General features: G+C 53.4%; 12 protein-coding genes. 1 reads left to right on the forward strand and 11 read right to left on the reverse strand.

Annotated features, from left to right (window positions below):
- Positions 1-270: 270 nt before the first annotated feature.
- From ACFPMF_RS17365 to ACFPMF_RS17395, 7 genes are all read right to left on the reverse strand, one after another.
- The gene (locus ACFPMF_RS17365) at positions 271-1,779 is read right to left on the reverse strand and encodes a RagB/SusD family nutrient uptake outer membrane protein (protein ID WP_379847565.1); all 1,509 of its coding nucleotides are present in this window, start codon (positions 1,777-1,779) and stop codon (positions 271-273) included.
- Between the two features lie 47 nt (positions 1,780-1,826).
- The gene (locus ACFPMF_RS17370; protein ID WP_379847566.1) at positions 1,827-5,036 is read right to left on the reverse strand and encodes a SusC/RagA family TonB-linked outer membrane protein; all 3,210 of its coding nucleotides are present in this window, start codon (positions 5,034-5,036) and stop codon (positions 1,827-1,829) included.
- Between the two features lie 382 nt (positions 5,037-5,418).
- Positions 5,419-6,852, reverse strand: a complete 1,434-nt coding sequence (locus ACFPMF_RS17375) for a DUF1501 domain-containing protein (RefSeq protein WP_379847567.1) — start codon at positions 6,850-6,852, stop codon at positions 5,419-5,421.
- A 53-nt stretch (positions 6,853-6,905) separates the two neighbouring features.
- Entirely contained in the window at positions 6,906-9,266 is a 2,361-nt protein-coding gene (locus ACFPMF_RS17380; RefSeq protein ID WP_379847568.1) for a DUF1549 domain-containing protein, read from the reverse strand.
- 125 nt (positions 9,267-9,391) lie between these two features.
- Positions 9,392-10,891, reverse strand: coding sequence for a RagB/SusD family nutrient uptake outer membrane protein (locus ACFPMF_RS17385; protein ID WP_379847569.1), 1,500 nt, complete (start codon positions 10,889-10,891; stop codon positions 9,392-9,394).
- Positions 10,892-10,902: 11 nt separating this feature from the next.
- Entirely contained in the window at positions 10,903-13,956 is a 3,054-nt protein-coding gene (locus tag ACFPMF_RS17390; protein ID WP_379847961.1) for a SusC/RagA family TonB-linked outer membrane protein, read from the reverse strand.
- Between the two features lie 262 nt (positions 13,957-14,218).
- Positions 14,219-14,458, reverse strand: coding sequence for a hypothetical protein (locus ACFPMF_RS17395; protein WP_379847571.1), 240 nt, complete (start codon positions 14,456-14,458; stop codon positions 14,219-14,221).
- A 387-nt stretch (positions 14,459-14,845) separates the two neighbouring features.
- On the opposite strand from ACFPMF_RS17395, the gene ACFPMF_RS17400 reads away from it, so the two are divergent.
- Positions 14,846-15,403: a sigma-70 family RNA polymerase sigma factor gene (locus ACFPMF_RS17400; protein ID WP_379847573.1), complete on the forward strand. Its 558-nt coding sequence runs from the start codon at positions 14,846-14,848 to the stop codon at positions 15,401-15,403.
- Between the two features lie 21 nt (positions 15,404-15,424).
- Here ACFPMF_RS17400 and ACFPMF_RS17405 read toward each other — a convergent pair whose 3' ends face one another.
- The 4 genes from ACFPMF_RS17405 to ACFPMF_RS17420 all read right to left on the reverse strand — a co-directional run bounded on the left by ACFPMF_RS17405 (position 15,425) and on the right by ACFPMF_RS17420 (position 21,099).
- A complete protein-coding gene (locus ACFPMF_RS17405) occupies positions 15,425-15,994 on the reverse strand; it encodes a DUF417 family protein (protein WP_379847575.1) in 570 nt (189 codons plus the stop codon).
- Between the two features lie 93 nt (positions 15,995-16,087).
- Positions 16,088-16,945 carry a helix-turn-helix domain-containing protein gene (locus ACFPMF_RS17410; protein ID WP_379847577.1) on the reverse strand — a complete coding sequence of 286 codons (858 nt, stop codon included), beginning with the start codon at positions 16,943-16,945 and terminating at the stop codon, positions 16,088-16,090.
- A 368-nt stretch (positions 16,946-17,313) separates the two neighbouring features.
- Complete coding sequence (locus ACFPMF_RS17415) at positions 17,314-19,932, reverse strand: ELWxxDGT repeat protein (protein WP_379847579.1); 2,619 nt, start codon at positions 19,930-19,932, stop codon at positions 17,314-17,316.
- A 150-nt stretch (positions 19,933-20,082) separates the two neighbouring features.
- Positions 20,083-21,099, reverse strand: a complete 1,017-nt coding sequence (locus tag ACFPMF_RS17420) for a zinc-binding alcohol dehydrogenase family protein (RefSeq protein ID WP_379847581.1) — start codon at positions 21,097-21,099, stop codon at positions 20,083-20,085.
- Positions 21,100-21,186: the final 87 nt, after the last annotated feature.

Here is a 21,186-nt window from a genome sequence, read left to right on the forward strand (position 1 = left end):
ACTCTTAAGTGATAAAAAATCAATGAAATGGTAAAATAGTTGATATCCTTTTAAAGGATTGTCCGGCGGTGTACTGACCGGAACAAATTATTTAAATCGATTGGCTAGAGATGGGCAAGAGGTATCGGTTAATTCCGTGTGGGTTAGCTACCGTATGGTTTAAAAGGAAAAAGAAACGTCTTCTTACTGATTGCGTAAATAGAAAGCTGTGGGTGGTGATGAATGGGTAAAAAGCCGGGCGGTTTCGAAAAACCGCCCGGGTACTCACTGTTAAAAATGCGGAGTCAACGCGGCCTCAACGGCCGGAAGCGCGTAGTAGTCGTCCAGAACCGTGAACGCGTTTGGTGGCGGAACGGCCCCTTTCGGGAAATAATAATCCTGCGGATTCGCTTTCACGCGTGCTCCATAGGCGCCAATGATTTCTTTGACCCGTCCTGTCCGGACCAGATCGAACCAGCGTTTGTTTTCAAAGGCCAGTTCGACCCGGCGCTCTTTGAAAATTGCTTCCCGCATGGCCGTCTGGCTGGTGGCGGTGGTAGCCGCCAGACCCGCCCGCGTCCGGATCTGGTTCAGGTAGGGGGCCGCGTCGGCGGTTTTTCCCTGTTCGTTGAGTGCCTCTGCCATAAACAGCAGCACTTCGGCATACCGGTAAATCGGCCAGTTCTGGCCGGTATTGTTGTGAACCGAATGCGTTTTAGCGTATTTTTTAATGTAGGGATACACCTTGTTCTCCCGGGCACTCTGACTTAAGGTCACATAACCGATGGAGATATCCTTCCGTTTGTCGCCGGTTTCGTAAGCCGCGATGATGTCGGGGGTCGGAATGTTATTGTTTTCGCCCGAGATTGCCTGCGGATTCGAGGTGCCCGTTATCGGTGCCAATTCGGCAATTGTAATGGGGGCCGGAATAAAACGGTAAATCTGGTTGCCATTGAAGCCCGCAGCGCCTTCCATGTACTGAACTTCGAAGATCGACTCCGAGTTGTTCTTGTTGGCCGTCGTGGTTGAAACGGTGTTGGCATAATCTGGAACGAGGCTATAGCCCCCGTTCGCAATGATATCCCGTAGCACGGTTTCGGCTTGTGCCCATTTCTTCTGAACCATGTAAAGGTTGGCCAGCACCGTCTTGGCAGCACCCGAAGTGGCCCGTCCGGCCTCCTGAGTGGCCTTGTTGGGCAGAAGGTTCCCCGCTTCTGTCGCATCTTTTTCAACCTGGGCGTAGAGCTGCTCCGTCGTAGCCAGGGGCAGAGCGGCTTCTTCCCGGTTGGTAACGGGCGTCAGGTGCAGCGGCACTTTTCCAAACAGGCGGACCAGTTCAAAATACGCGTAAGACCTCAGAAAAAGGGCTTGTCCTTTCAGATTGCTTTTGGCGGCTGCGTCGAATTCTACGCCATCAATCAGGGACAGAATCTGGTTCGTCCGGGCAACGATCTGAAAATAGAGCCGGTAAATCACCAGAACGTTATCGTTGGCGGTTACGCCATTAGCGGTTGGTATGGCGAAGTCTGCTACGTTCTCCGTGGCATCAACGGCACCAAACAGGATATTTCGGGCGTAATAGGTATTGTCGGAGTGCATTTCTTCCAAAACCCAGGCCCGTTCGTTGTTAATTTGCCGCAACGGCACGTAGGCTGCATTGACGGCCTGTTGAAAATCGGCCTGCGATTTGAAGAAGGTGGCTGAACTCAGGCTTGTTTCGGGTACGACCGACAGAAAATTGTCCTGGCAACCCGTCGATAGTAGCCCCAGAAGACTGCAAAGTATGATTGTTTTTTTCATTCCAGTAGTAAATAAGAATGGTCGAAAGTTGATCTGAATTTTATGGCTTAAAAATTCAGGTTAACACCCAGGGTATAGGTACGCGGAACCGGGTAGTTTGACAGATCGACACCCTGGCTGAGGTTACCGCCATCGCCATTTCCATCCCCCTGTGCACTGGTTTCCGGATTCGGGCCACCCCAGTATTTGGTGAATACATACACCTGCTGAACGGACGCATACAGACGGGCCGATTTGAAAAATTTATTGATCGCGCCGATGTTGTAACCCAGGGTGATGTTTTTGATGGTAAAGAACGAAGCATCGGCCAGGAAGTGGGAGCTGTTCCAGTCCCGTTCGATTCCGGTGAAGTTCCCGCCGTTGTTGGTGGCTCCGAACATTCCGTTTCCTTCCGTGATGACGGTCGTCGCCACACCCTGGCCGGCTGAGTTCGTAACGTTTTTAACGCGGAAACGGTCTTTAACACCCGCCACCATGTTGAACACGCCATCCAGGTTGGCCGTGCTGTAGAGGTGACGAATCCAGAGCTGGTTGCCATAGGAACCGGAGCCAACGATCGACAGATCCCAGTTACCGTAGGTCAGGTTGTTGACGATACCGTAGGTGAATTTCGGGAACGGGTTCCCGATAATGGTCCGGTCGTCGGCATCCCCTCCGTACGTAATGACACCATCGCCATTGACGTCCTTCATTTTGATGGTCCCGATGGCAGAACGTCCCGGAATAATGGGGGATGAATTAACTTCTTCCTGGGTTCTGTAGAAACCTTCCTTCACCAGACCGTAAAACATCCCGAAGGGCTGACCAACCTGTGTGATGTGGAACGTTCCGTAAACCCGGTCGATGCCCGGTGCCAGTTCCAGCACTTTATTGCGGTTGAAGGAAATGTTGGCGTTGGTCGTCCATTTCAGTTTGCCTTCGGTATTGCGGGTATTCAGCGCAAATTCGTGGCCCCAGAACTTAATTTCACCAATGTTATCAAAGAAGTTCCCAAAGCCGGCTTCCTGCGGAATCTGAACGCTGTAAAGCAGATTGGTTGTGTTCTTCTGGTAGAAGTCATACGTAAACTGAATCCGGTCGTTGAACAGCCCCAGGTCCAGCCCTAAATCCAACTGTTTGGTTGTTTCCCAGCCCAGATTCTGGTTGGCCAGTGAGGTCACGACAGCACCGGTAGCCACGGTATTGCCAAATACGGCATTAACCGTGTTATTGACGAGGGCATACTGGGTATAGTTCCCAATGTTATTATTACCAATCACCCCGTAGCTGGCCCGCAGTTTGGCAAAGGATATTTCCGGGGTGCTTTTCAGGAAGTCTTCATCCGAAACAACCCAGCCCGCCGAAACGGATGGGAACGTACCCCAGCGGTTGTTGGATCCAAACCGGGAAGAACCATCGCGCCGGATGGCCGCCGTAAACAGGTATTTCCCTTTGTAATTATAGTTCAAGCGCGAGAGCAGCGAGGTCAGCGTCCATTCGTTGATCCCATTGTTCGTACCACCCCGGTTGATGTTGAGCGCCCCCTGGATGGTCGGCAGCCGGTCATCCGCGTAGGTATCGGCCTGAATCCGCGAAAATTCCTGACGGTAACGTTGGTTCGTAAAACCGCCCAGCAACTCAAAATTGTGATCACCGAAAGTCCGCGAATACGTGGCCGTGTTTTCGTTCAGCCAGCCGACGTTCTCCAGGGATTGACGAATGGAAACCGCCGTGGTCGGGATGGGTACGTTGATGGCGCTGGTGGCCGTCGATGGGTTAAAGAAGAAGAACTTGTTGTTTTCAAACTCGATGTTAATCGTCGATTTGAGGTTCAGGCCTTTGATCGGGCTGTACTGAACGTACGCATTGGACAATAACTTCGTCTGTTTGGTTTCGTTGGTGAGTTCTTCAGCCGCCCGCACCCAGTTCGGGTAGGCATAAATGTTGCCGGTACTGCCTGGGAACTGGTTGTATTTGGTCAGTTCGCCGTTTGCATCCCGAATCGGCATCACCGGCCAGGTGTGCAGCGCGTTGAACAGAATCCCCGTTCCGCGATCACCGTCCGTACGGGGTGTATTATCAAAAACGTACTGTGGAGCGATGTTGAAACCCACCCGGACTTTGTCGGAAATATCGTAATCCGTGTTCATCCGAAGCGAATACCGCAAATACTTGTTGTTCAGAACCACGCCTTCCTGATTGAAAATACCGGCCACAATGGCGGTTCTTGATTTTTCGGTATTGGACGTAATACTCAGGTTGTAACTCTGCATGGGGGCGGTACGCAATACGGCACCATACCAATCGTTGTTTTTCCCTTCGTATTGCGACGGGTTTTGGAATTCAACCGGAACCGGTTGGTTCATGTCTTCGTAGAATTCCTTTTTGAACTGCGCAAATTCAACGGCGTTCAACATTTTGATCCGGCCTCGTTCCGGCACTTGCTGAACCCCCGCAAAGGCATTGAAACTGACGTTGGTTTGACCGGCTTTGCCCCGCTTGGTTGTAATCAGAACGACCCCGTTGGCGGCCCGCGAACCGTACAGTGACGTAGACGAAGCATCTTTCAGAACCGAAATGTCTTCAATCTCGTCCGGGTTCAGAGCACCGATGTTACCCGTGATCGGAAAACCGTCGACGACGTACAGCGGCTCGCTACCCGCCGAAACCGACAATTGCCCCCGGATCCGGACGGACATCCCCTGGCCTGGTTTACCGGTGGCCTGGTTGATTTGTACCCCGGCCAGACGACCCTGGAGTTTCTGGGTAACCTGCGAAACCGGAATGTCTTTCAGTTCTTTCGCCGTCACCGTTTGAACGGCACCCGTTACTTCTTTCTTCAGCTGGCTACCATACCCCACGACGACCACTTCCGACAGCGTCTGATCATCCGGTTTCAACCGGATGCTGAGGGAGGTCTGGCCACCGACGACCACTTCCTGTTTGAGGTAACCAACGGAGCTGAAAACGAGCGTTGCCCGGGTATCTGGAACGGAAATTCTGAATTTCCCGTCGGCGTCAGTGGTCGTTCCCTGCGTAGAACCTTTGACCACTACGTTGACCCCCGGCAGTCCGGCGCCCGATTCATCGGTTACCGTACCGGTGACATCGATGGCCACCTGTGAAGCAATGCTGTTTGATTTTTTCTTTAAGTCAGGCTTGTCAGTACTGGTGTGAGCCCAAACGGAGCTGGTGAGCAAACTGAGCAATACGCACTGGGTTAGTGCGTGCTTTACAATCTGTTGGGGGTTGCCCAACTGAGTAATGCTTTTTTTCATAAACAAAACGAATAAGGGTTAAATGATCACAGAATCCCCGCTCGCAAGGGAATGGTTTCCTGGAGCGGCTGGGATGGGAGCGCCACAATGGTCCGGTATTGTAGACGCCGTTAACGAACTGAATTTTACGCCATAATTAAGATTGGTGTTAAGTGAACATGGTTAAGTTAGACTGGTGGATAGCATGGCTTCAATCGAAGGGGATACCCATACTGTACTGAAATAGGGATATTTACAGTCATAAAACGCAATTAGTAAACTCCAACTAATTATAAAATTAGTTCAATTAAGCAAAATATATTTTTCTGACTATCCTTTACTCTGCTGTTTTAGCCGAAAAAGGATGCTTATTCGATTAAATTGTCTGATTTTGAGAACGGCTTCAGGCTAATAAATCCATGACTGCTTTGCCTTTTCCATCGGGCGTGGTATAGAAAGGACGCTTTTCGATCTCATACTGGGTGTCTTCCGGAATACCGAGCGCGTGGTAAATCGTCTGGTGAACCCCGTCGATCTTGACCGGGTTTTCGATCGTTTTGCAAGGCCGTTCGTCAGCGGTTTTTCCGTAGACGAATCCTTTCTTGATGCCTCCGCCGAACATCAGCATCGAACTGCCGTCGGTAAAATGCCGGTGCATGCCGTAGAATTTCGGGTCAGTCAGAATCTCCGGCTGGTTCACCTGCTCTTTTACTTTCTCGCCCGGACGGCCTTCGACCATCATATCCCGGCTGAATTCACTGGCCAGCACGATCATCGTCCGGTCCAGATGGCCGGTTTTGTCGAGGTCTTTCACCAACTGGGCAATGGGGCCGTCGATCATTTTTTTCATGTCAACCAGGCGCGTATGGCCATTTTCGTGCGTATCCCAGCCTTTGAACGGTTCGTACTCCGTCGTGACGCTGATAAACCGCGCCCCCTGTTCGGTCAGCCGGCGGGCCAGCAGGCAGCCCAGCCCAAACCGCCCGGTATTGTAGATATCGTAGATTTCCTTCGGTTCCTGGCTCAGGTCGAACGCCTTGGCCTCCGGCGAATTCAGCAGCATATAAGCCTGTTCCATCGAGCGCCGGAGCGATTCTTTCTGGTAATCGCTCCCAAATTCGCCGAACGGGCTGTTGCTGATCAGGTCGTTATACAACTGGTTCCGACGCTCAAACCGTTTGGCGTCCATGCCCACCGGCGGACGAACACTTTCGAGGCCCTGGCTCGGGTCCGGAATGAAAAAGGGACCAAATTCATTTCCCAGAAAACCAGCCGTGTGAAACGCCTTGAGTTCCTCGGCTTCGCCCACCGTAAACCGCTGCCCGATATCGATGAAAGCCGGAATAACCGGGTTTTTCGGCCCGAGTTCTTTGGCAATCCAGGAACCGATATGCGGAGCTGCGACGGTTTGGGGCGGTTCATAGCAGGTATGCCAGTGATATTGGTGACGCGAATGGAGAATAAAACCCAGGTCAGCCGACACATACGACCGGATGAGCGTTCCCTTGTCCATCACCTTGCCAATGGATTCGAGTCCTTCCGAAAAATTAATACCGTCCAGCACCGTGGGTACCGGTTTGAACGTACTCAGTACCCGGTTTCCTTCCATGCCCGTCTCGTAAGGCGTGTATTTTTTCGGGTCGAAGGTCTCGGTATGAGCCATGCCCCCGGCCATCCAGAGCAGAATGACCGTGTCGGCGGTTCCGTCCGTCTGGCCGATTTTTTTGGTTTTACAGCCCGACAGAAGGCTCGCCATCGGCGCACTGGCGGCCATCGCTGCCAGGGTCGCTGCGCTGGTGCGCTGCAAAAACTCCCGTCTGTTCCACCGTGGTTTCATCGTATTTTTGGGTTTTAAAACCGGTCGATCAGCCCGGTTTATTGGATTGGCTATTAATTGATTAACTGAAATTCAGGGTGCAGGCTGATGGCCCATACCAAATCCTGAATGCCTTCAATACTCGGTTTCTTTCCGACGATTTTCTCGGCTACGGCCAGTTCCTTGGGTTGCGGGGGCCGGCCCAGCGCTTTCCAGTATAACTCACGCACCAGGTCATCCGCAGCCGGGTATTTGGTTTGCCACGCCAGGGCACCCTGTTTAAGGGCGATATTGAATTTGGCCCCGTTGGTCAGTTCCAGGGCCTGCAACAGATTGGCCTGGGAGGTCCGGCTGGTGCTGACGGTTTCCCGGTTCGGGCGACCCAGTGCCGTCAAAAACCGGTCGTTTTTCACCAGCGAAGCACGCGGGAAGGGAATTTCTTTCTTAATGGTTTCGGGCAAGAGCTTCTCCGCCAGCGACGAGTCGGCATACATCGGGCTGAAGGCCAGGCTGACCGCATCGGCGAACTGTTCCGCTGACATCCGCCGACGAACCATGCCTTCGAACACATACGTTGGCGCCGTCAGCATTTCCGGATCTTTCACGCTGATGGAGGGCAGCTGGTAGGTTTTGGAGGTCAGAATCTGGGTCATCAACCGCTTGATATTGTAGCCGTTGGCTGTGAAGTCGGACGCCAGCCAGTCCAGCAGATCCTGGCTCCACGGTGCGTTATCCATCACATCGACGGGTTCGACCAGGCCGCGCCCCATCAACTGCGCCCAGATCCGGTTGACCAACGTGCGGTACAGCCGTCCGTCTTTGGGTTGTACCATAAACTCCGCCAGTTGCCGGAGCCGTTCCGGTGTGGGCGCTTCCCCGCTGATGGTGCCCAACTCTTTGAACAGAATCCGGCGATCGGCCAGTTTACCCGTCGGTTTGTCGCAGCGGTGGATTTCCAGAGTCGTATCCGAAAACACATTGGCGAAGGCGTAGGCATCGGCCAGTTTCCAGTCGCTGATAAAACTGTCGTGGCAGGACGCGCATTTCAGATTCAGTCCCAGAAAGACCTGTGCCACGTTCTGGGCGGCCTGCATTTCGGTACTCTGGCTTGAGTTGATGGTGCCGCGCCATTTAATTCCTTTGATAAAACCGGATGATTCTTCGGTTGGGTTGAGGAGCTCGCGCACAAACTGGTTGTACGGTTTATTCGTTTTCAGGGAGGTATACAGCCACTTCGTAATGTCGAAGCGCCCTTTCGTAATATAACCCGTTCCGGTATAATCGTTGCGCAGCGCATCGTTCCAGAATGTGAGCCAATGCTGCGCGTAATTTTCGTTTTGATTCAGTAAGTCGGTTACCAGCAACGCCCGTTTATCCGGACGGCTATCCGCCGTGAACGCCTGAATCTGTTCGGGCGTCGGCAGCAGACCGATTACATCCAGATACACCCGACGCAGGTAGGTCCGGTCATCAACGGGCGCTTTCCAGCTGATTTTATGCTGCTGAAAATAGACATTGACAAACCGGTCGATGGGGTTGGTCAGGTCGCCGGTGGCAGCCGGAATGGCGGGCATTCGGGGGGCTAGTTCGGCCACGCGGTAAATGCTTTTTTCGGACCCACTTGGCCAGGGTGCACCCTGTTTGATCCAGAATTCAAGAACGGCAATTTCGTTGGCCGTCAGCCGTTTGCCTTTGGTTGGCATGGCGTCGTCGTGACCGGCGGGCAGTTTGACCCGGCGGATGATGTCACTACTTTCCGGATGACCGGCCTTCAGAATCGGGCCGTTTTCACCCCCTTTGAACAGCAATTCCTTTTTATCGAGCCGCAGCTCACCTTTGGTTTTGGTAGCACTGTGGCAACTGTAGCAATTATGCGCCAGAATCGACCGGACTTCCAGATTCAGGTCTTCAATCTGTTTTTCAGTGAGGGATTGGCTGGTCGTGCTGATAAATGCCAGGTTCGGGCTGGTAGAATTGGCGGGTTCGGCTTCTGGGCCAAACGGCAGTACGCTGGTTAGGTAATCTTCGCCGTGGGTCAGGAGCGCGCCGTAATGACCGGCGATGGTTACGCCAAAAACCGTCAGAAAAAGTAAACTCCGGTACAGGAGGGTCCGGCGGGTCCGCAGGGCAAAAACCGTCAGCAACGCCAGCGCCATAGTGGCCAGTCCCGACCACTGGTGTACCGTAACGGTGTTGCCACCGTATTCTTCCTGATTCACCAGAATCAGGCCAAAAGCCGCGGCCACCACGGAACTGATCGCACCGATCCAGACGAGCGCCTTAATGCCCGCCCGCATTTCATCGGATTTGCGCGACCAGCCAATAATTTCGAGCAAAAGGGCAACACACAGCAGGCCGACCGGAAAGTGGACGATCAGCGGATGCAGACGCCCCAAAAACTGCCAAAGCCAAAACGATTCGGTTAAAACGGTCACTTTGTAAAAAAGATTAGTTGACAAGCCTTATAATAAATGCACCTTAAAGCACGGATCAATCCTAATTTAACATTAATCCGTCCAATAAGGTGCATTTTTTACGATAAACTATCCTGCACTTTCCTTTAGTATCCCGGATTCTGGGTCAGCTTGTTATTAATAAGGATTTGCGGAGCCGGAACGGGCAGAAAATATTCATTTTCCGTATAGACGTAATCCAGCGCATTGAAGGCAATTCCACCTCGGTCAACTGTCGGTTTGGCTTTTTCCTTGGCACCGTAGGCGTTCATGAAAGCCGCCAGTTCGGCGGGAGTTTTAGTCCGGCGTAAATCAAACCAGCGGTGGTTTTCAAAGGCCAGTTCGACGCGCCGTTCTTTCAGGATAGCATCCCGGAGCGCTACTTTGTCCAGGCCCGTTTTAGCCGCCAGACCGGCCCGTTTCCGGATCTGATTCAGGTAGTCGAAGGCTTCGGCCGACGGACCCGTAGCTTCGTTGATCGACTCTGCCAGCATAAGCAGCACATCCGCATAGCGCAGAACCGGCCAGTTGTTATCCGTCCGTCCGGTTAGGGTGTGCGGATACGTGTACTTGGTGACGTAAGGCATCTGAACCACCGTTCCGTTCAGGGTATAGCTGGTTTTCAGCGAGACATCTTTCCGGAGATCGCCGGGTTCATACGCGGCAATCATGTCGTTCGTGGGAATGTTCCGTCCGGAGGGGGCGGTATTGGCAAAGCCTGTAATAGCACCCGCCGACAGCCGGGGAGCAAACAGATACGCAAAGTTGCTCCACTCGCCGAGGTCATTACCGCCCTGATACTGAACTTCAAACAGAGATTCTGGGCCGTTTTTCCGGGCCGGGTTGAAGTTGTCCTGATAATTCCCATTTAGGGAATATCCCAGGGGTAGAATTTGTTTCAGGGTTGAAACGGCATCGGTGTATTTTTTCTGGGTCAGGTACACTTTGCCCAAAATACCGAGGGCAGCTCCTTTGGTAACCCGTCCGACCTGATTTGTCGGGTATGTGGCGGGCAACAGCGTAATGGCTTCTTTCAGATCCTTTTCAATCTGCGCCCAGACTTCGGCCTGGGGAGAACGTACCAGGTCAAAGGCCTGATTGGGATTAGCCAGCGTTGAGGTAACCAGGATCACATCCCCGAAATACTGCACCAGGTGGAAATAGAAATACGCCCGCAGGAACTTCAACTGCCCCTCGATCGGACCTTTAGCCGCTGCATCGAGCGTGCTGGTCGATAGCTTTTCCAGGGTATAGTTGGTGTTGTAAAGCGCAGAGTAATAGAGGTTCCAGAGGTTGGCAATTTCGCCATTTCCCTGATTGACCGTCGAGAATTCGAAGGCTTCCCATCCGGCGGCTCCCCCGCGGTCGAGCGGATTGAAGTCCAGCGTCGTATTATCCGACGGGAATTCCTGGAAGATGTAAGCCGAGTTCGTGATCTGCTGCAACTGGCCGTATACACCATTCAGTGCTTGCAGAAACTGGGTTTCGGTTTTATAAAAGAGATCGGTGCCAATCCGGGTCGGATCGGTGGTGACCAGAAAGTCATCCTTACACGAAAACTGAGTCATGCAAAGAAGAAAGGTCCCTATGACGGTTATTTTTTTCATTTTCGTGACGATTAGAAGTTGAGTTTAATACCTGCTGCCATTGTTCTCGGAACCGGATAGGACTCATCGTCATTATTCAGCTCGTTTCCACCGCGTACGCCCGCATCCGGGTTGTTACCGGGGTATTTGGTAAACATGAAGAGGTTGTTGCCGGTCACAAAAATCCGGGCATTGCTCAGGACGGATTTGAACCGGGGAAAGTTATAGCCGATGGTGATGGTTTTCAGCCAGGTATAGCTGGCGTCGTACACGTAGCGTTCGCTGCTCTCCCGTGACCATTTGAAGTAGCTGGTACCACCCTGCGAATTTTTTGCATTGGGGTTGGAGCCCGGATTTTCGGCCGACCGCCAGCGGTCTTTGGCTTTGTCCAGGACGTTAAATACGCCGTCCATGTTCATTGTTGAGGCTTCGATGTTCCGGTAAACGTCGAAATCGTGAGCCCCCAGGAACATGATGTTAAAGTCGAACCGCTTGTAGTCGGCGGCTACCGTCCAGGCCCAGGTAAAGGCCGGGTTGGGGTTGCCGATTTCAACCATGTCCTGCGTATCGTACGAAATTTCGCCGTCGCCGTTGGCATCCCAGAATTTCATTGCTCCCGGAATGGCACCATCCTGCTTCGGCCAGGCGTCGATTTCGGCCTGGGTGTTGAAGATACCCAGTTTGCGATAGCCGTAAATCATCCCAATCGGGCGCCCCACTTTCTGCACGTTGTACCCTCCATAGAAACTGCCATACCACAACATATCGTTGGCCCCTTTGATAGCCAGGATCTTGTTCCGGTTGAAGGAAATATTCGCGTTTGTCCGCAACGTCAGGTTACCCAGGTTAATGCGGTAATCGGCGCCCAGTTCAATGCCGTGGTTCTCTACTTTACCGATATTATCCAGACTGGTGGTAAAACCGGAAACCGACGGAATCGAGATCGGCAGCAGCATGTCGTTGGTGATTTTTTTGTAGTACTCGAAGTTGAAATTCAACTGGTTGTTGAATAGCGACAGGTCCATACCGATATCCAGCTGGTTCGATTTTTCCCATTTCAGGCCGGAGTTGGCAAATGCGCTGACCACCTTGCCAGCGGCAAAAGCGTTGCCCAGCATGTAGTTGTTGGCGCTGACAAACGCCAGGCTCGGGTAGTTTCCAATATCGTTGTTTCCGGTTACCCCCCAGCTTGCCCGGAGTTTGAGGTCGCTTAGCCAGTCCAGTTTGGGCATGAAAGCTTCTTCTGTCACGCGCCAGCCGATGGAGGCCGCCGGGAAATTACCGTATTTATTCTGGGAGCCAAACCGGGAGCTGCCTTCCCGGCGGTAGGATGCCGAGAACAGATAGCGGTCTTTATACGAGTAGTTGACCCGGCTCAGGAAAGCCAGCATCGTCCAGCCGTATTCGTAGGAATTCGCCGACCGGATTGATGCCGCACCCAGGTACGGTACCATGTCGTCGGGGAACGTATTACCCGAACCGGTAATACCGCGCAGCCGCTCCTTTTGGGCGGTATAACCCACCAAAGCTTCCAGGCTATGGCTGGTGCCGAGCTTGGGCGTGTAGGTGAGCAGTTGATCCAGCGCGTAGTTGGTCAATTCTTCGGTATTGTCCGTTTCCGTGGCAATGCGCGGAGGGGCACCCGCCGTGCCGTTTGCGACCGACAGACCGATGGTTGACGGTACAAACTCCTTATAGGTGTTATTATTGAGCTTGATGTTGGCGGACGTCCGGAATTTGAAATCTTTCAGGAACGATACCTCAATAAAACCGTTGCCCAGCACATCGGCGATGTTTCTTCTCCGGAGTACGTTTTCGAGCACAAACAGGGGGTTCGGAAATCCGAATACGCCATCGACGCCGTTGATGTACGGAATCAGGGAGCCGTCTGGGTTATAAGGGGTTGCGCGCGGGTCCATCAGCAGGGCTCCTCCAGCCAGGGCACTGCGGCCGTTGGTGTTGGCCAGGTTGTTGTTGGTGTACGACCCATTGACGTTCAGGCCGACATTGATGAACTTGTTAACCTGTCCTCCCAGATTGGTACGCACCGAAATCCGGTCGTAATCTGTGTGCTTGATGGTTCCGTTTTCTTTGTAATACCCCACCGACAGCAAGGCTTTCAGGGGCCCTCCGCCGGACGAAATCGTCAGGTTCGCGTCGGAATAGGGGGCATTTTTATTCATGATCAGATCATACCAGTCCGTCGAATACTTGGTCTGCTCCGGAAACCGGTAGCCGATGGGAACTTCTTCAATCGACGGTTCGCGTCCTTGCAGAATCCGGATCTGATCCATGAAGACATCTTTTTTGAACTGGGCGAATTCAGGTCCGTTCAGCATCTTCACGCGTCGTGACATCGGAACGCTCTGAATACCGTAATCGAGGGAGAAATTGATATTGGTCTTGCCCTCTTTAGCGTTTTTGGTTGTAATCAGCACAACCCCGTTTGAGCCCCTGGCTCCGTAAATAGCCGTCGAAGCCGCATCTTTCAGGATGGAAATGCTTTCGATATCGTTCGGGTTCAGGTTTTGCCCGACATCAGTTCCCACCGGAAAACCGTCGATGACGTACAGCGGGTTACTCCCTGCACCCAGGGAACCAATGCCCCGAACCCGTACTTCAAAAGCACCACCCGGCGTTCCGGCTTTCTGCTTGACCACCACGCCCGGCGCCCGGCCCTGAATCAGCTGATTCGTGCTGTTGGCGGGTTGTTCACCAATATCCTTCATGTTAATCGTCGATACCGCCGACGTAATATCCTGCCGGCGTTGCGAACCGTATCCCACTACAACCACTTCGTCGAGCGAACGGTCACCAGTGGCTAATTGTACATCCACCCTGGTGCGGTTACCAACCGTAATTTCCTGCGATTGATACCCGACGAACGAGAAAATCAGCACGGCATTGGCATTCGGCACGTCGAGCCGGTAACTTCCGTCGGACCCACTCGTCGTACCGCGCGTTGTTCCCTTTAGCACGACGCTGACTCCCGGCAGGGCTTCTCCCTTTTCGTCCTTGACGGTTCCGCTAACGGTTTGGTCAAGAAGCGGTTTTCCAGTGGCATACAGGCTGGTAACCACCAGCATGATCAGGCAAAGGGGAATGAGCGAAATCCTCCTTAACAGCCCCGAAATGAATAAAGATTGTACGTGTTTTTTCATTAGTTTTTTTGTTTAACCGTGAAGCAATGGTGACGCAGGGAGCGCATGCAAAAAGTCGTACCCATCGGGGCCGACCCAAAGTCGATTGGCGCGCTTTGGCAAGACGGTGTTGATAAAGAGGGTTAGGGACATAGCGAACGGGTTTAGTGAAAAGTCGGAATAGGTATTCAAAGGGAGTGATCGGTCCTCAACTGTCCTGCTGCCACCATTCCTGCAAGGGCGGATCGGGTTCTGTCTTCGGCCGGATTCGTAACTGGATTTTTGTCCATATCATCTCTTCCTGGGTGGGTTCGGGGGGGCGGTTTTCCATTCGGTCGTCCTCCTGATTCAGCAAGTCATACCAATAATCCATCATCTGTCTCTCCTTGGGTGAACAGGTGCCATCGGTGTAGCGTTGAAGCAGTTCTAAGAAACCCTTTCGATTCATGTGGATTCTCGGTAAAAGCAGGAACCAGCTGTTCCAGGGAGAAGACCAGGTTATATATACAGCTATGTCAATCAGGCGAAAGAAAACCGCAATTTGTTCAGAAAAATAATCGAATAGTTATACTATAAAGCCTTGGAAGGCCGACAATTCCTTATTTTGTCATAGGCGGTCTGGGCTGGCGCCCGCGAGTAGGAGTTGACAGAATCGGAAAAAAACCGGTAAATCGGTTCCGTATTTGTCGGACAGAAACGGCGAAGCAAACGGTTTTACACAGGTAAGTACAGGATAGCGGGTCGGATGAGAATGGGAATATTAGGCTATAAATTTATTCTTTTCGGAGACGGGTCGCCGAAAGTATAACCCGCTCTACCCATTCTACCATCTTCTATGGAATACTCGGTTTTAAGCGATGCCGTGTTGGTAAATTATTTTCAGAATGGAAATGAAGAGGCTTTTCAGGCGATTTACCGCCGATACTGGCACCCGCTTTTTGTCGTAGCCCGCCGGAAACTGGATTCGCAGGAAAATGCCGAAGAATTAATTCAGGACCTTTTTGTCGATTTGTGGGAACGCCGGCGAACGGTGCAGATCGACGAGTTGAAGAAGTATCTGTTCGGGGCGGTTAAGTATAAAATCCTGAACCACATCAAGGCGTTGCTGATCCGGCAGAAATACGAACATTTCAGGAATGCCACGCTCTCCGATTTTGATTGCCATACGGAAGAGTTGCTGGCGTACGAAGATCTGAACAAGGCCATTGAAGTGGGAATTGCTCAGTTGCCATTAAAAACCCGGCAGATCTTTCAGCTCAACCGGCTCGAAAACCAGTCGGTCCGGCAAATTTCCGCGTCGCTGCGCATTCCCGAGCGCACGGTCGAATACCACATCATGCAGTCGCTTCGGACTCTCCGGCTGCACCTGAAAGACTATGTCAGTGTCGTTTGAGGGCGAAAGGAGAACGCTGCTTTAAGACGGTTTGCTGCGGTGGAGGTAAAGCCGGGCAGATTCGCTGAGGGTGACGATCGCTCCGCCTAAAATGACAAGATCTTTGAGGACCAGCCGCCCGCGCGCCGACAGATACGGAAATCCCCAGTGCTGGTCGCCAAGTTGCGGTACCCAGGTTTCCGGGGTGGTCACCAGAAAGGAAAGCGTTCCGAGGGTCATGATAAAAATGAGCAAGCTGCCAATCATACTGGCAGCGGGGGCAACGGGGTGGAGCGCTACCAGCGCGGCCACGGTCACCAGAAAGATGCCTAAACCAATGGAAAAACCGTAGGTGTTGTTGGCGATATGCCACTGGCGGTTTTTCTCAATCAGCTCTCCTTCTTTGTTCATGTGCGATTTATACTCGGCCGGATGCTGGTAAAAGAAGGCCATGAACGGGCTATTGGCGACAAAAGGAACAATCCCGTCGGCTTCATACGGGACGAATTTTAACGCGCCAATCCAGAAAAAAACAACCACCAGTCCAAACCGGATGGCGTTGCGGCCAGCCTGGTCTAAACCGGCCAGGAAATGAATCAAGCTCGTTTTCATGCGTAATGGGTGGTCTTGGGGTGACTGTTCGATCAACTTGACGATACAAAACTAGCTGTGGGGCTTTCGCCTTGACATGGATGGTAGCGGATATTACATGGACAAATCTGCCACGATTGAAATGCCGGTTTGGTCCCGAAAAGCCTGGGGAGAGATGTTGGTGAATTTCTTGAAAACCCGGCTGAAGTAAAATTCGTCCTCAAACTTCAGCGCCCAGGCAATCTCCTTGATACTTTTGCGGGTCAGGTGCAATTGCTTTTTCGCTTCCAGAATGAACCGTTCCTGAATGAGGGCCGAGGGCGATTTTTTAAAGTAACGCCTACAGCGTTTCGTAAGGGTGTTGGGCGACATCGCCAGGAGGGATGCGTACTCATGCGGTTTGCGCAACTCCAGGTAATGCTGCTCCAGCAGTTGTTTGAACTGCTCCATGGACTCATCCCGGGGAATGGCGTGAATCGGATTGTTTAATGATTTGATTTTCAGTTGGCTGGCCTTGGCCAGAAACAATTGTAAATAAGCGCGCAGGACCATTTCGGCGGGTTCCGGCTGGCGGAGTTCGTCGGCGATATCGTCCTGAATCCGTTCAATAATTCCGATTTCCCGATCGGTCAGCACAACGGAAGGTTCCAGGTAAATGTTATTGAAAAGCAGGCCGTTGCAGGCTACCTCTTTCCGGTGGTATTCAATGCAGTAAAAGTCGCCGTGAAACCGCAGGAACCGGATGGGGAAAACGGTTTTCGATTTCATGGAAATCAGTTGGAGAGGAGTGGCAAACAGGAGGGTGGGGCCTTCAAACGGGAAAGCACCAAAATCGGAATAAAAGACGCCTTTGCCGTCGGCTACGTAAAAAACCGCATATTCACGGAAGGTGACCGGCTGGGAAAAAGCCGCGGTTTCGGTGGATTCGAGCCCGATTAGAAAATCGCCGGAGGAGGTGCAAAGTTGCTGCATGGTAGGAATGCGCCATCGGTTGAAAAACAAACCTACAAAAAAGGGGCGTTTAGAATAGCTCGAAAACGGTATTCCGTTTCCCATCGATTCGTAGACTTTTGTTTGGAACGGTCGGGTTCAAGGAGGAGTAAGGTAAACAGGAAGGGTGCTGGGCCGGTACCCGGTTTGCTGGCCGGTGGTCCGAACGGCAGTGCGCCCCGGCAGGAGAAGTGTGAGCGCTACACACCGACCTCCGCCGATGAACGGTTTATCGACGCGCTGGAAATCTGATAGAAAAGGTTGTAAAACCGGTTTTCTCCGGAAAACGGAGGGGCTTGCCAAACCCAAGTGTCTGACAAGCCCCTTTTACAGAAACCGGGTTAGTTTATTTACTTTACTTTCAATAGTTTAATGGTTTGGGCCTGACGGAAATTGGCTACCCGAAGGAACAGCATACCCGGTGCGGTGCCGGAAACGGAAAACCGCAGGAGTTCCCGGTTCGTCGGTTGGTTCAGGTGTCGCTCGGCTACGATCCGGCCCTGTCCGTCGGTTAATAACAGGTGCAAGGGTTGGCCCTCTGCCCCCCGTACCTCAACTTCCAGCTCATCCTGGGGGATCGGGTTGCCCCGTACCACCACCTCCAGCGGTTTTTGAGCCTCGGCCGATTCGGTCGCCATCCGGCTGCTACCGGGGCAGCTCAGGGTTTTTGGGGCCCATTTCAGGGTATAATTGCTGTTGTACACCTTGGCACTGATCGAATAGGTTTGCCCGTTTTTCAGGCTGGCGGGTGTCGGGAAGCTGTAGGCATGAACGCCGTTGCCCTTTCCGGCCTCCTTCAGGTCCTGCCGGAAGATGTTGGCGTCGGCGGTACCGATGCTCTGACCGTTGGCAAAAAACTCCAGTTTCAGGGCGGTAGTGGGTTTGTCTTTGTCCCAGACCCAGCCGCGAATCGTCCCGCATTCGACTTTGTCGAGATATCCCTCGAAGTTGCCGCCCACCGGGCCGGGCGTGTCGTCGCCCGGATCAGGACCGGGCGTTGGATCGGGCTCCGGACTGGAACCGGTACAGACGAGATCTTTAGGGGCCCATTTCAGGGTATAATTGCTGTTGTACACTTTCGCACTGATCGAATAGGTTTGCCCGTTTTTGAGGTTCTCAGGGGTCGGGAAGCTGTAGGCATGAACGCCGTTGCCCTTTCCGGCCTCCTTCAGGTCCTGCCGGAAGATGTTGGCGTCGGTGGTTCCGATGCTTTGACCGTTGGCAAAAAACTCCAGTTTCAGGGCGGTATTGGGTTTGTCTCTGTCCCAGACCCAGCCGCGGAACGTGCCGCATTCGACTTTGTCAAGATAGCCCTCGAAGTTGCCGCCCACCGGGCCGGGCGTGTCGCCCGGATCGGGAGTGCTGATTATGGGTTGCACGATGACCGTCGCACTCGATGCCGGACTCACGCAGCCCGCTACGTTGCAGGTGGCCGTGTAAACGTAGGTGCCGCTGAACGAAGCAGGAACGGTGATGTTGCCACTGCCGGAGGTGTTGTCGGGGCCGGTCCAGTTCAGTGTGCCGGAACAATTGGGGGCCGAAAGCACCACGGCCGGAGCGTTCTGATTGACCGTTACGGTGGTTTGACCGCCGGATGTCAGGTTCGGCGCGGGCGGATTGACGCAGGGATTCAGGCGGAACAGTTGTTTCATTCCGTCGGGACCCGTGGCTGCGAAGTAGAGTACTCCGTTGACCGGCGTGAGGTTGTAAGGGGCGGAATCGGCGGCACCGGGGTTGATATCGGCCACCAGGGTGGTACCGGCTTCGGTGCCGTTACTTTTCCAGAGTTCAACTCCGTGGTCGGCTGTTCGGGCGCTCATGTACAGCACACCCCCGAACTCCGTGAAATTCGACGCATCCGACGACTCCTGACCGGGGTTCATATCTTTAACCAAAACCGTACCGTCCGGGGTGTTATCGGTTTTCCAGAGTTCCCGGCCCTTCCCGAAGGTGTTGGCGGTAAAGAAAATCTGGTTGTTGACCACGGTCATGAAACCGGGAATGCCGTTGGCTTCGCCGGATGCACCCGGCAAAACGTCTTTCAGCAGACTGGTCGCGTAGGGCGAACCATTGGTTTTCCAGAGTTCGGTGCCGTAGGTGTTTTCGTACGCTTTAAAGCAGACGAAACCATTCAGGTACGTATAAAACGACGGTTCGGAGGAAGGCCAGCCGGGGTTCACATCTTTGACCATCACCGTCCCGGCTTCGGTGCCGTCGCTTTTCCAGGGTTCACTGCCGGTATCGCTGAGGGTGGCCGTAAAATACAGCGTACCGTTGGCGTTGGTCAGGTAATTCAGGCTGGAGCCATTGCTGCCGGGGTTAATATCTTTGACCATCACCGTACCCATCGATGTGCCGTCGGTTTTCCAGAGCTCGGCGCCGTAGTAGTAGGTGGTGGCTTTGAAAAACAGGGTGCCGTTGATCGGGGTAAGGTATTGCGGGTCGCTGTGGTCCGGGCCGGAGTTGATGTCTCGTACCATGACCGTCCCAGCCTCGGTGCCGTCGGTTTTCCAGAGTTCCGTTCCGTTGGTGCCGTTATCGGCCCGGAAGAAGAGCGTTCCGTTCATCGGGGTCAACCAGACGGGGGACGAACCGTAGCCACCGGGACGGATGTCTTTGACGAGGGTGGTGCCAGCAGCCGTGCCGTCGGTTTTCCAGAGTTCGACACCCGTTGAGCCGTCGGTAGCGGCAAAAAAGACGGTGTTGCCCACCACGGTCAGGTAGGCTGGTGAGGAACTGGCGGCTCCGGGATTAATGTCTTTCAGCAATACCGTCCCGGCAGCGGTGCCATCGCTTTTCCAGAGTTCCATTCCCGTTGGACCGTCATGGGCGCTGAAGATCAGCGTACCGTTCAGGTTGACGAGGTTGGTAATGCCATCGGAGAAACTTTTAAGGGAGAGGGGTTGAGCCTGCGCCGGGTGACTAAGCCAGCCGACAAGTACCAATAACAGAAGAGAAAATTTCTTCATGGAATTCAAAAGAAAAATGGTGTGGATCGTGACGAATGCCTAAAGATAGGGCACGGAAAAACCGGGATGCGAGTCCGGGTTAATAACCGGAGACTCTCAACCAATAAGTGGTGATAGGAAGGAAATAGCTGGCGGGAGGCAGAAAGGGGCCTACGGCATTGCCACCATGGCTTTGATAACGCCATTGGCCGGATCTAGCCAGCTGGCAAACTGGTCTTTCACCTGCCCGAACCCAACGCGGTGCGTAATGTACGTCAGCGGATCAATCAGGCCTTTTCGCATCGAATTCAGGACGTGTTCAAAATCCTGCCGGGTTGCGTTCCGGCTGCTCATTAAGGTTGCTTCCCGCTTGTGAAATTCGGGGTGACTCAGACTGACCTCGCCCCGTTGCAACCCCACCAGCACATACCGGCCCGCGTGTGACATATACTGGAAGGCGTTGTTAATGGCTTTCTGGTTGCCGGTTGCGTCGATGATCACCGTGGGCATATCGCCGTTCGTGATGGTGCGGAGTTGCTCCGTCACATCTGCCGATCGGGCGTCGATGGTGTAGGGAACCCGTACTTTTTCCCGGCAAAACGCCAGCCGTACTTCGTTGATGTCCATGGCAATCACCTGACCGCCCGCAATCCGGGCAAACTCCATGACCCCCAGACCGATCGGACCCGCGCCGATGACCAGCACAAACTCGCCCGGTTGTACGTCGGCCCGCCGGATGCCGTGCGCCCCGATGGCGAGCGGTTCGGCCAGGGCCAGTTCGTCGAGACTCAGGCCGTCGCCGTGGAGCAGGGAGTACGATGGAACGCTCAGGTATTCGACCATGCCACCGTCCATGTGAACACCCGAAACCCGCAACTGGGCGCAGCAGTTGGTGCGACCGAGTCGGCAGGCCACGCAGGTTCCGCAGTAGAAGTACGGCATGAACGTCAGGATTTCACCTTTTTCAAAACCGGGAGCGCCGTCGGCATCGACCAGTTCACCAGCCAGTTCGTGACCCAGAATCCGCGGGTATTCAAAGAAGGGTTGAGTCCCTTCAAACGCGTGCAGGTCGGTTCCGCAAATACCAATGCGTTTGATTTTGATGATGGCATGATCCGGGGTGAGTTCCGGTTTGACAGCGGATCGGTATTCAAACTGGCCGGGGGTGGTGCAGACTAAGGTTTCCATCTTCTTTGGACGTCACGAAAAGGCAGTGCTGGTTCGGGCGGTACAAAGGAAGGACAAAATCGCCGAAGTTGACAGGCCATCGTCTCA

It is taken from the genome of Larkinella bovis (assembly GCF_042655385.1).
GTDB classification, from domain to species: domain Bacteria; phylum Bacteroidota; class Bacteroidia; order Cytophagales; family Spirosomataceae; genus Larkinella; species Larkinella bovis.

Coding starts and splice junctions, on each gene's coding strand:
- ACFPMF_RS17405 (WP_379847575.1), bottom strand. CDS start 15,994: ATGAAAACGAGCTTGATTCATTTCCTGGCCGGTTTAGACCAGGCTGGC.
- ACFPMF_RS17370 (WP_379847566.1), bottom strand. CDS start 5,036: ATGAAAAAAAGCATTACTCAGTTGGGCAACCCCCAACAGATTGTAAAG.
- ACFPMF_RS17375 (WP_379847567.1), bottom strand. CDS start 6,852: ATGAAACCACGGTGGAACAGACGGGAGTTTTTGCAGCGCACCAGCGCA.
- ACFPMF_RS17385 (WP_379847569.1), bottom strand. CDS start 10,891: ATGAAAAAAATAACCGTCATAGGGACCTTTCTTCTTTGCATGACTCAG.
- ACFPMF_RS17400 (WP_379847573.1), top strand. CDS start 14,846: ATGGAATACTCGGTTTTAAGCGATGCCGTGTTGGTAAATTATTTTCAG.
- ACFPMF_RS17410 (WP_379847577.1), bottom strand. CDS start 16,945: ATGCAGCAACTTTGCACCTCCTCCGGCGATTTTCTAATCGGGCTCGAA.
- ACFPMF_RS17395 (WP_379847571.1), bottom strand. CDS start 14,458: ATGAATCGAAAGGGTTTCTTAGAACTGCTTCAACGCTACACCGATGGC.
- ACFPMF_RS17420 (WP_379847581.1), bottom strand. CDS start 21,099: ATGGAAACCTTAGTCTGCACCACCCCCGGCCAGTTTGAATACCGATCC.
- ACFPMF_RS17415 (WP_379847579.1), bottom strand. CDS start 19,932: ATGAAGAAATTTTCTCTTCTGTTATTGGTACTTGTCGGCTGGCTTAGT.
- ACFPMF_RS17390 (WP_379847961.1), bottom strand. CDS start 13,956: ATGCTGGTGGTTACCAGCCTGTATGCCACTGGAAAACCGCTTCTTGAC.
- ACFPMF_RS17365 (WP_379847565.1), bottom strand. CDS start 1,779: ATGAAAAAAACAATCATACTTTGCAGTCTTCTGGGGCTACTATCGACG.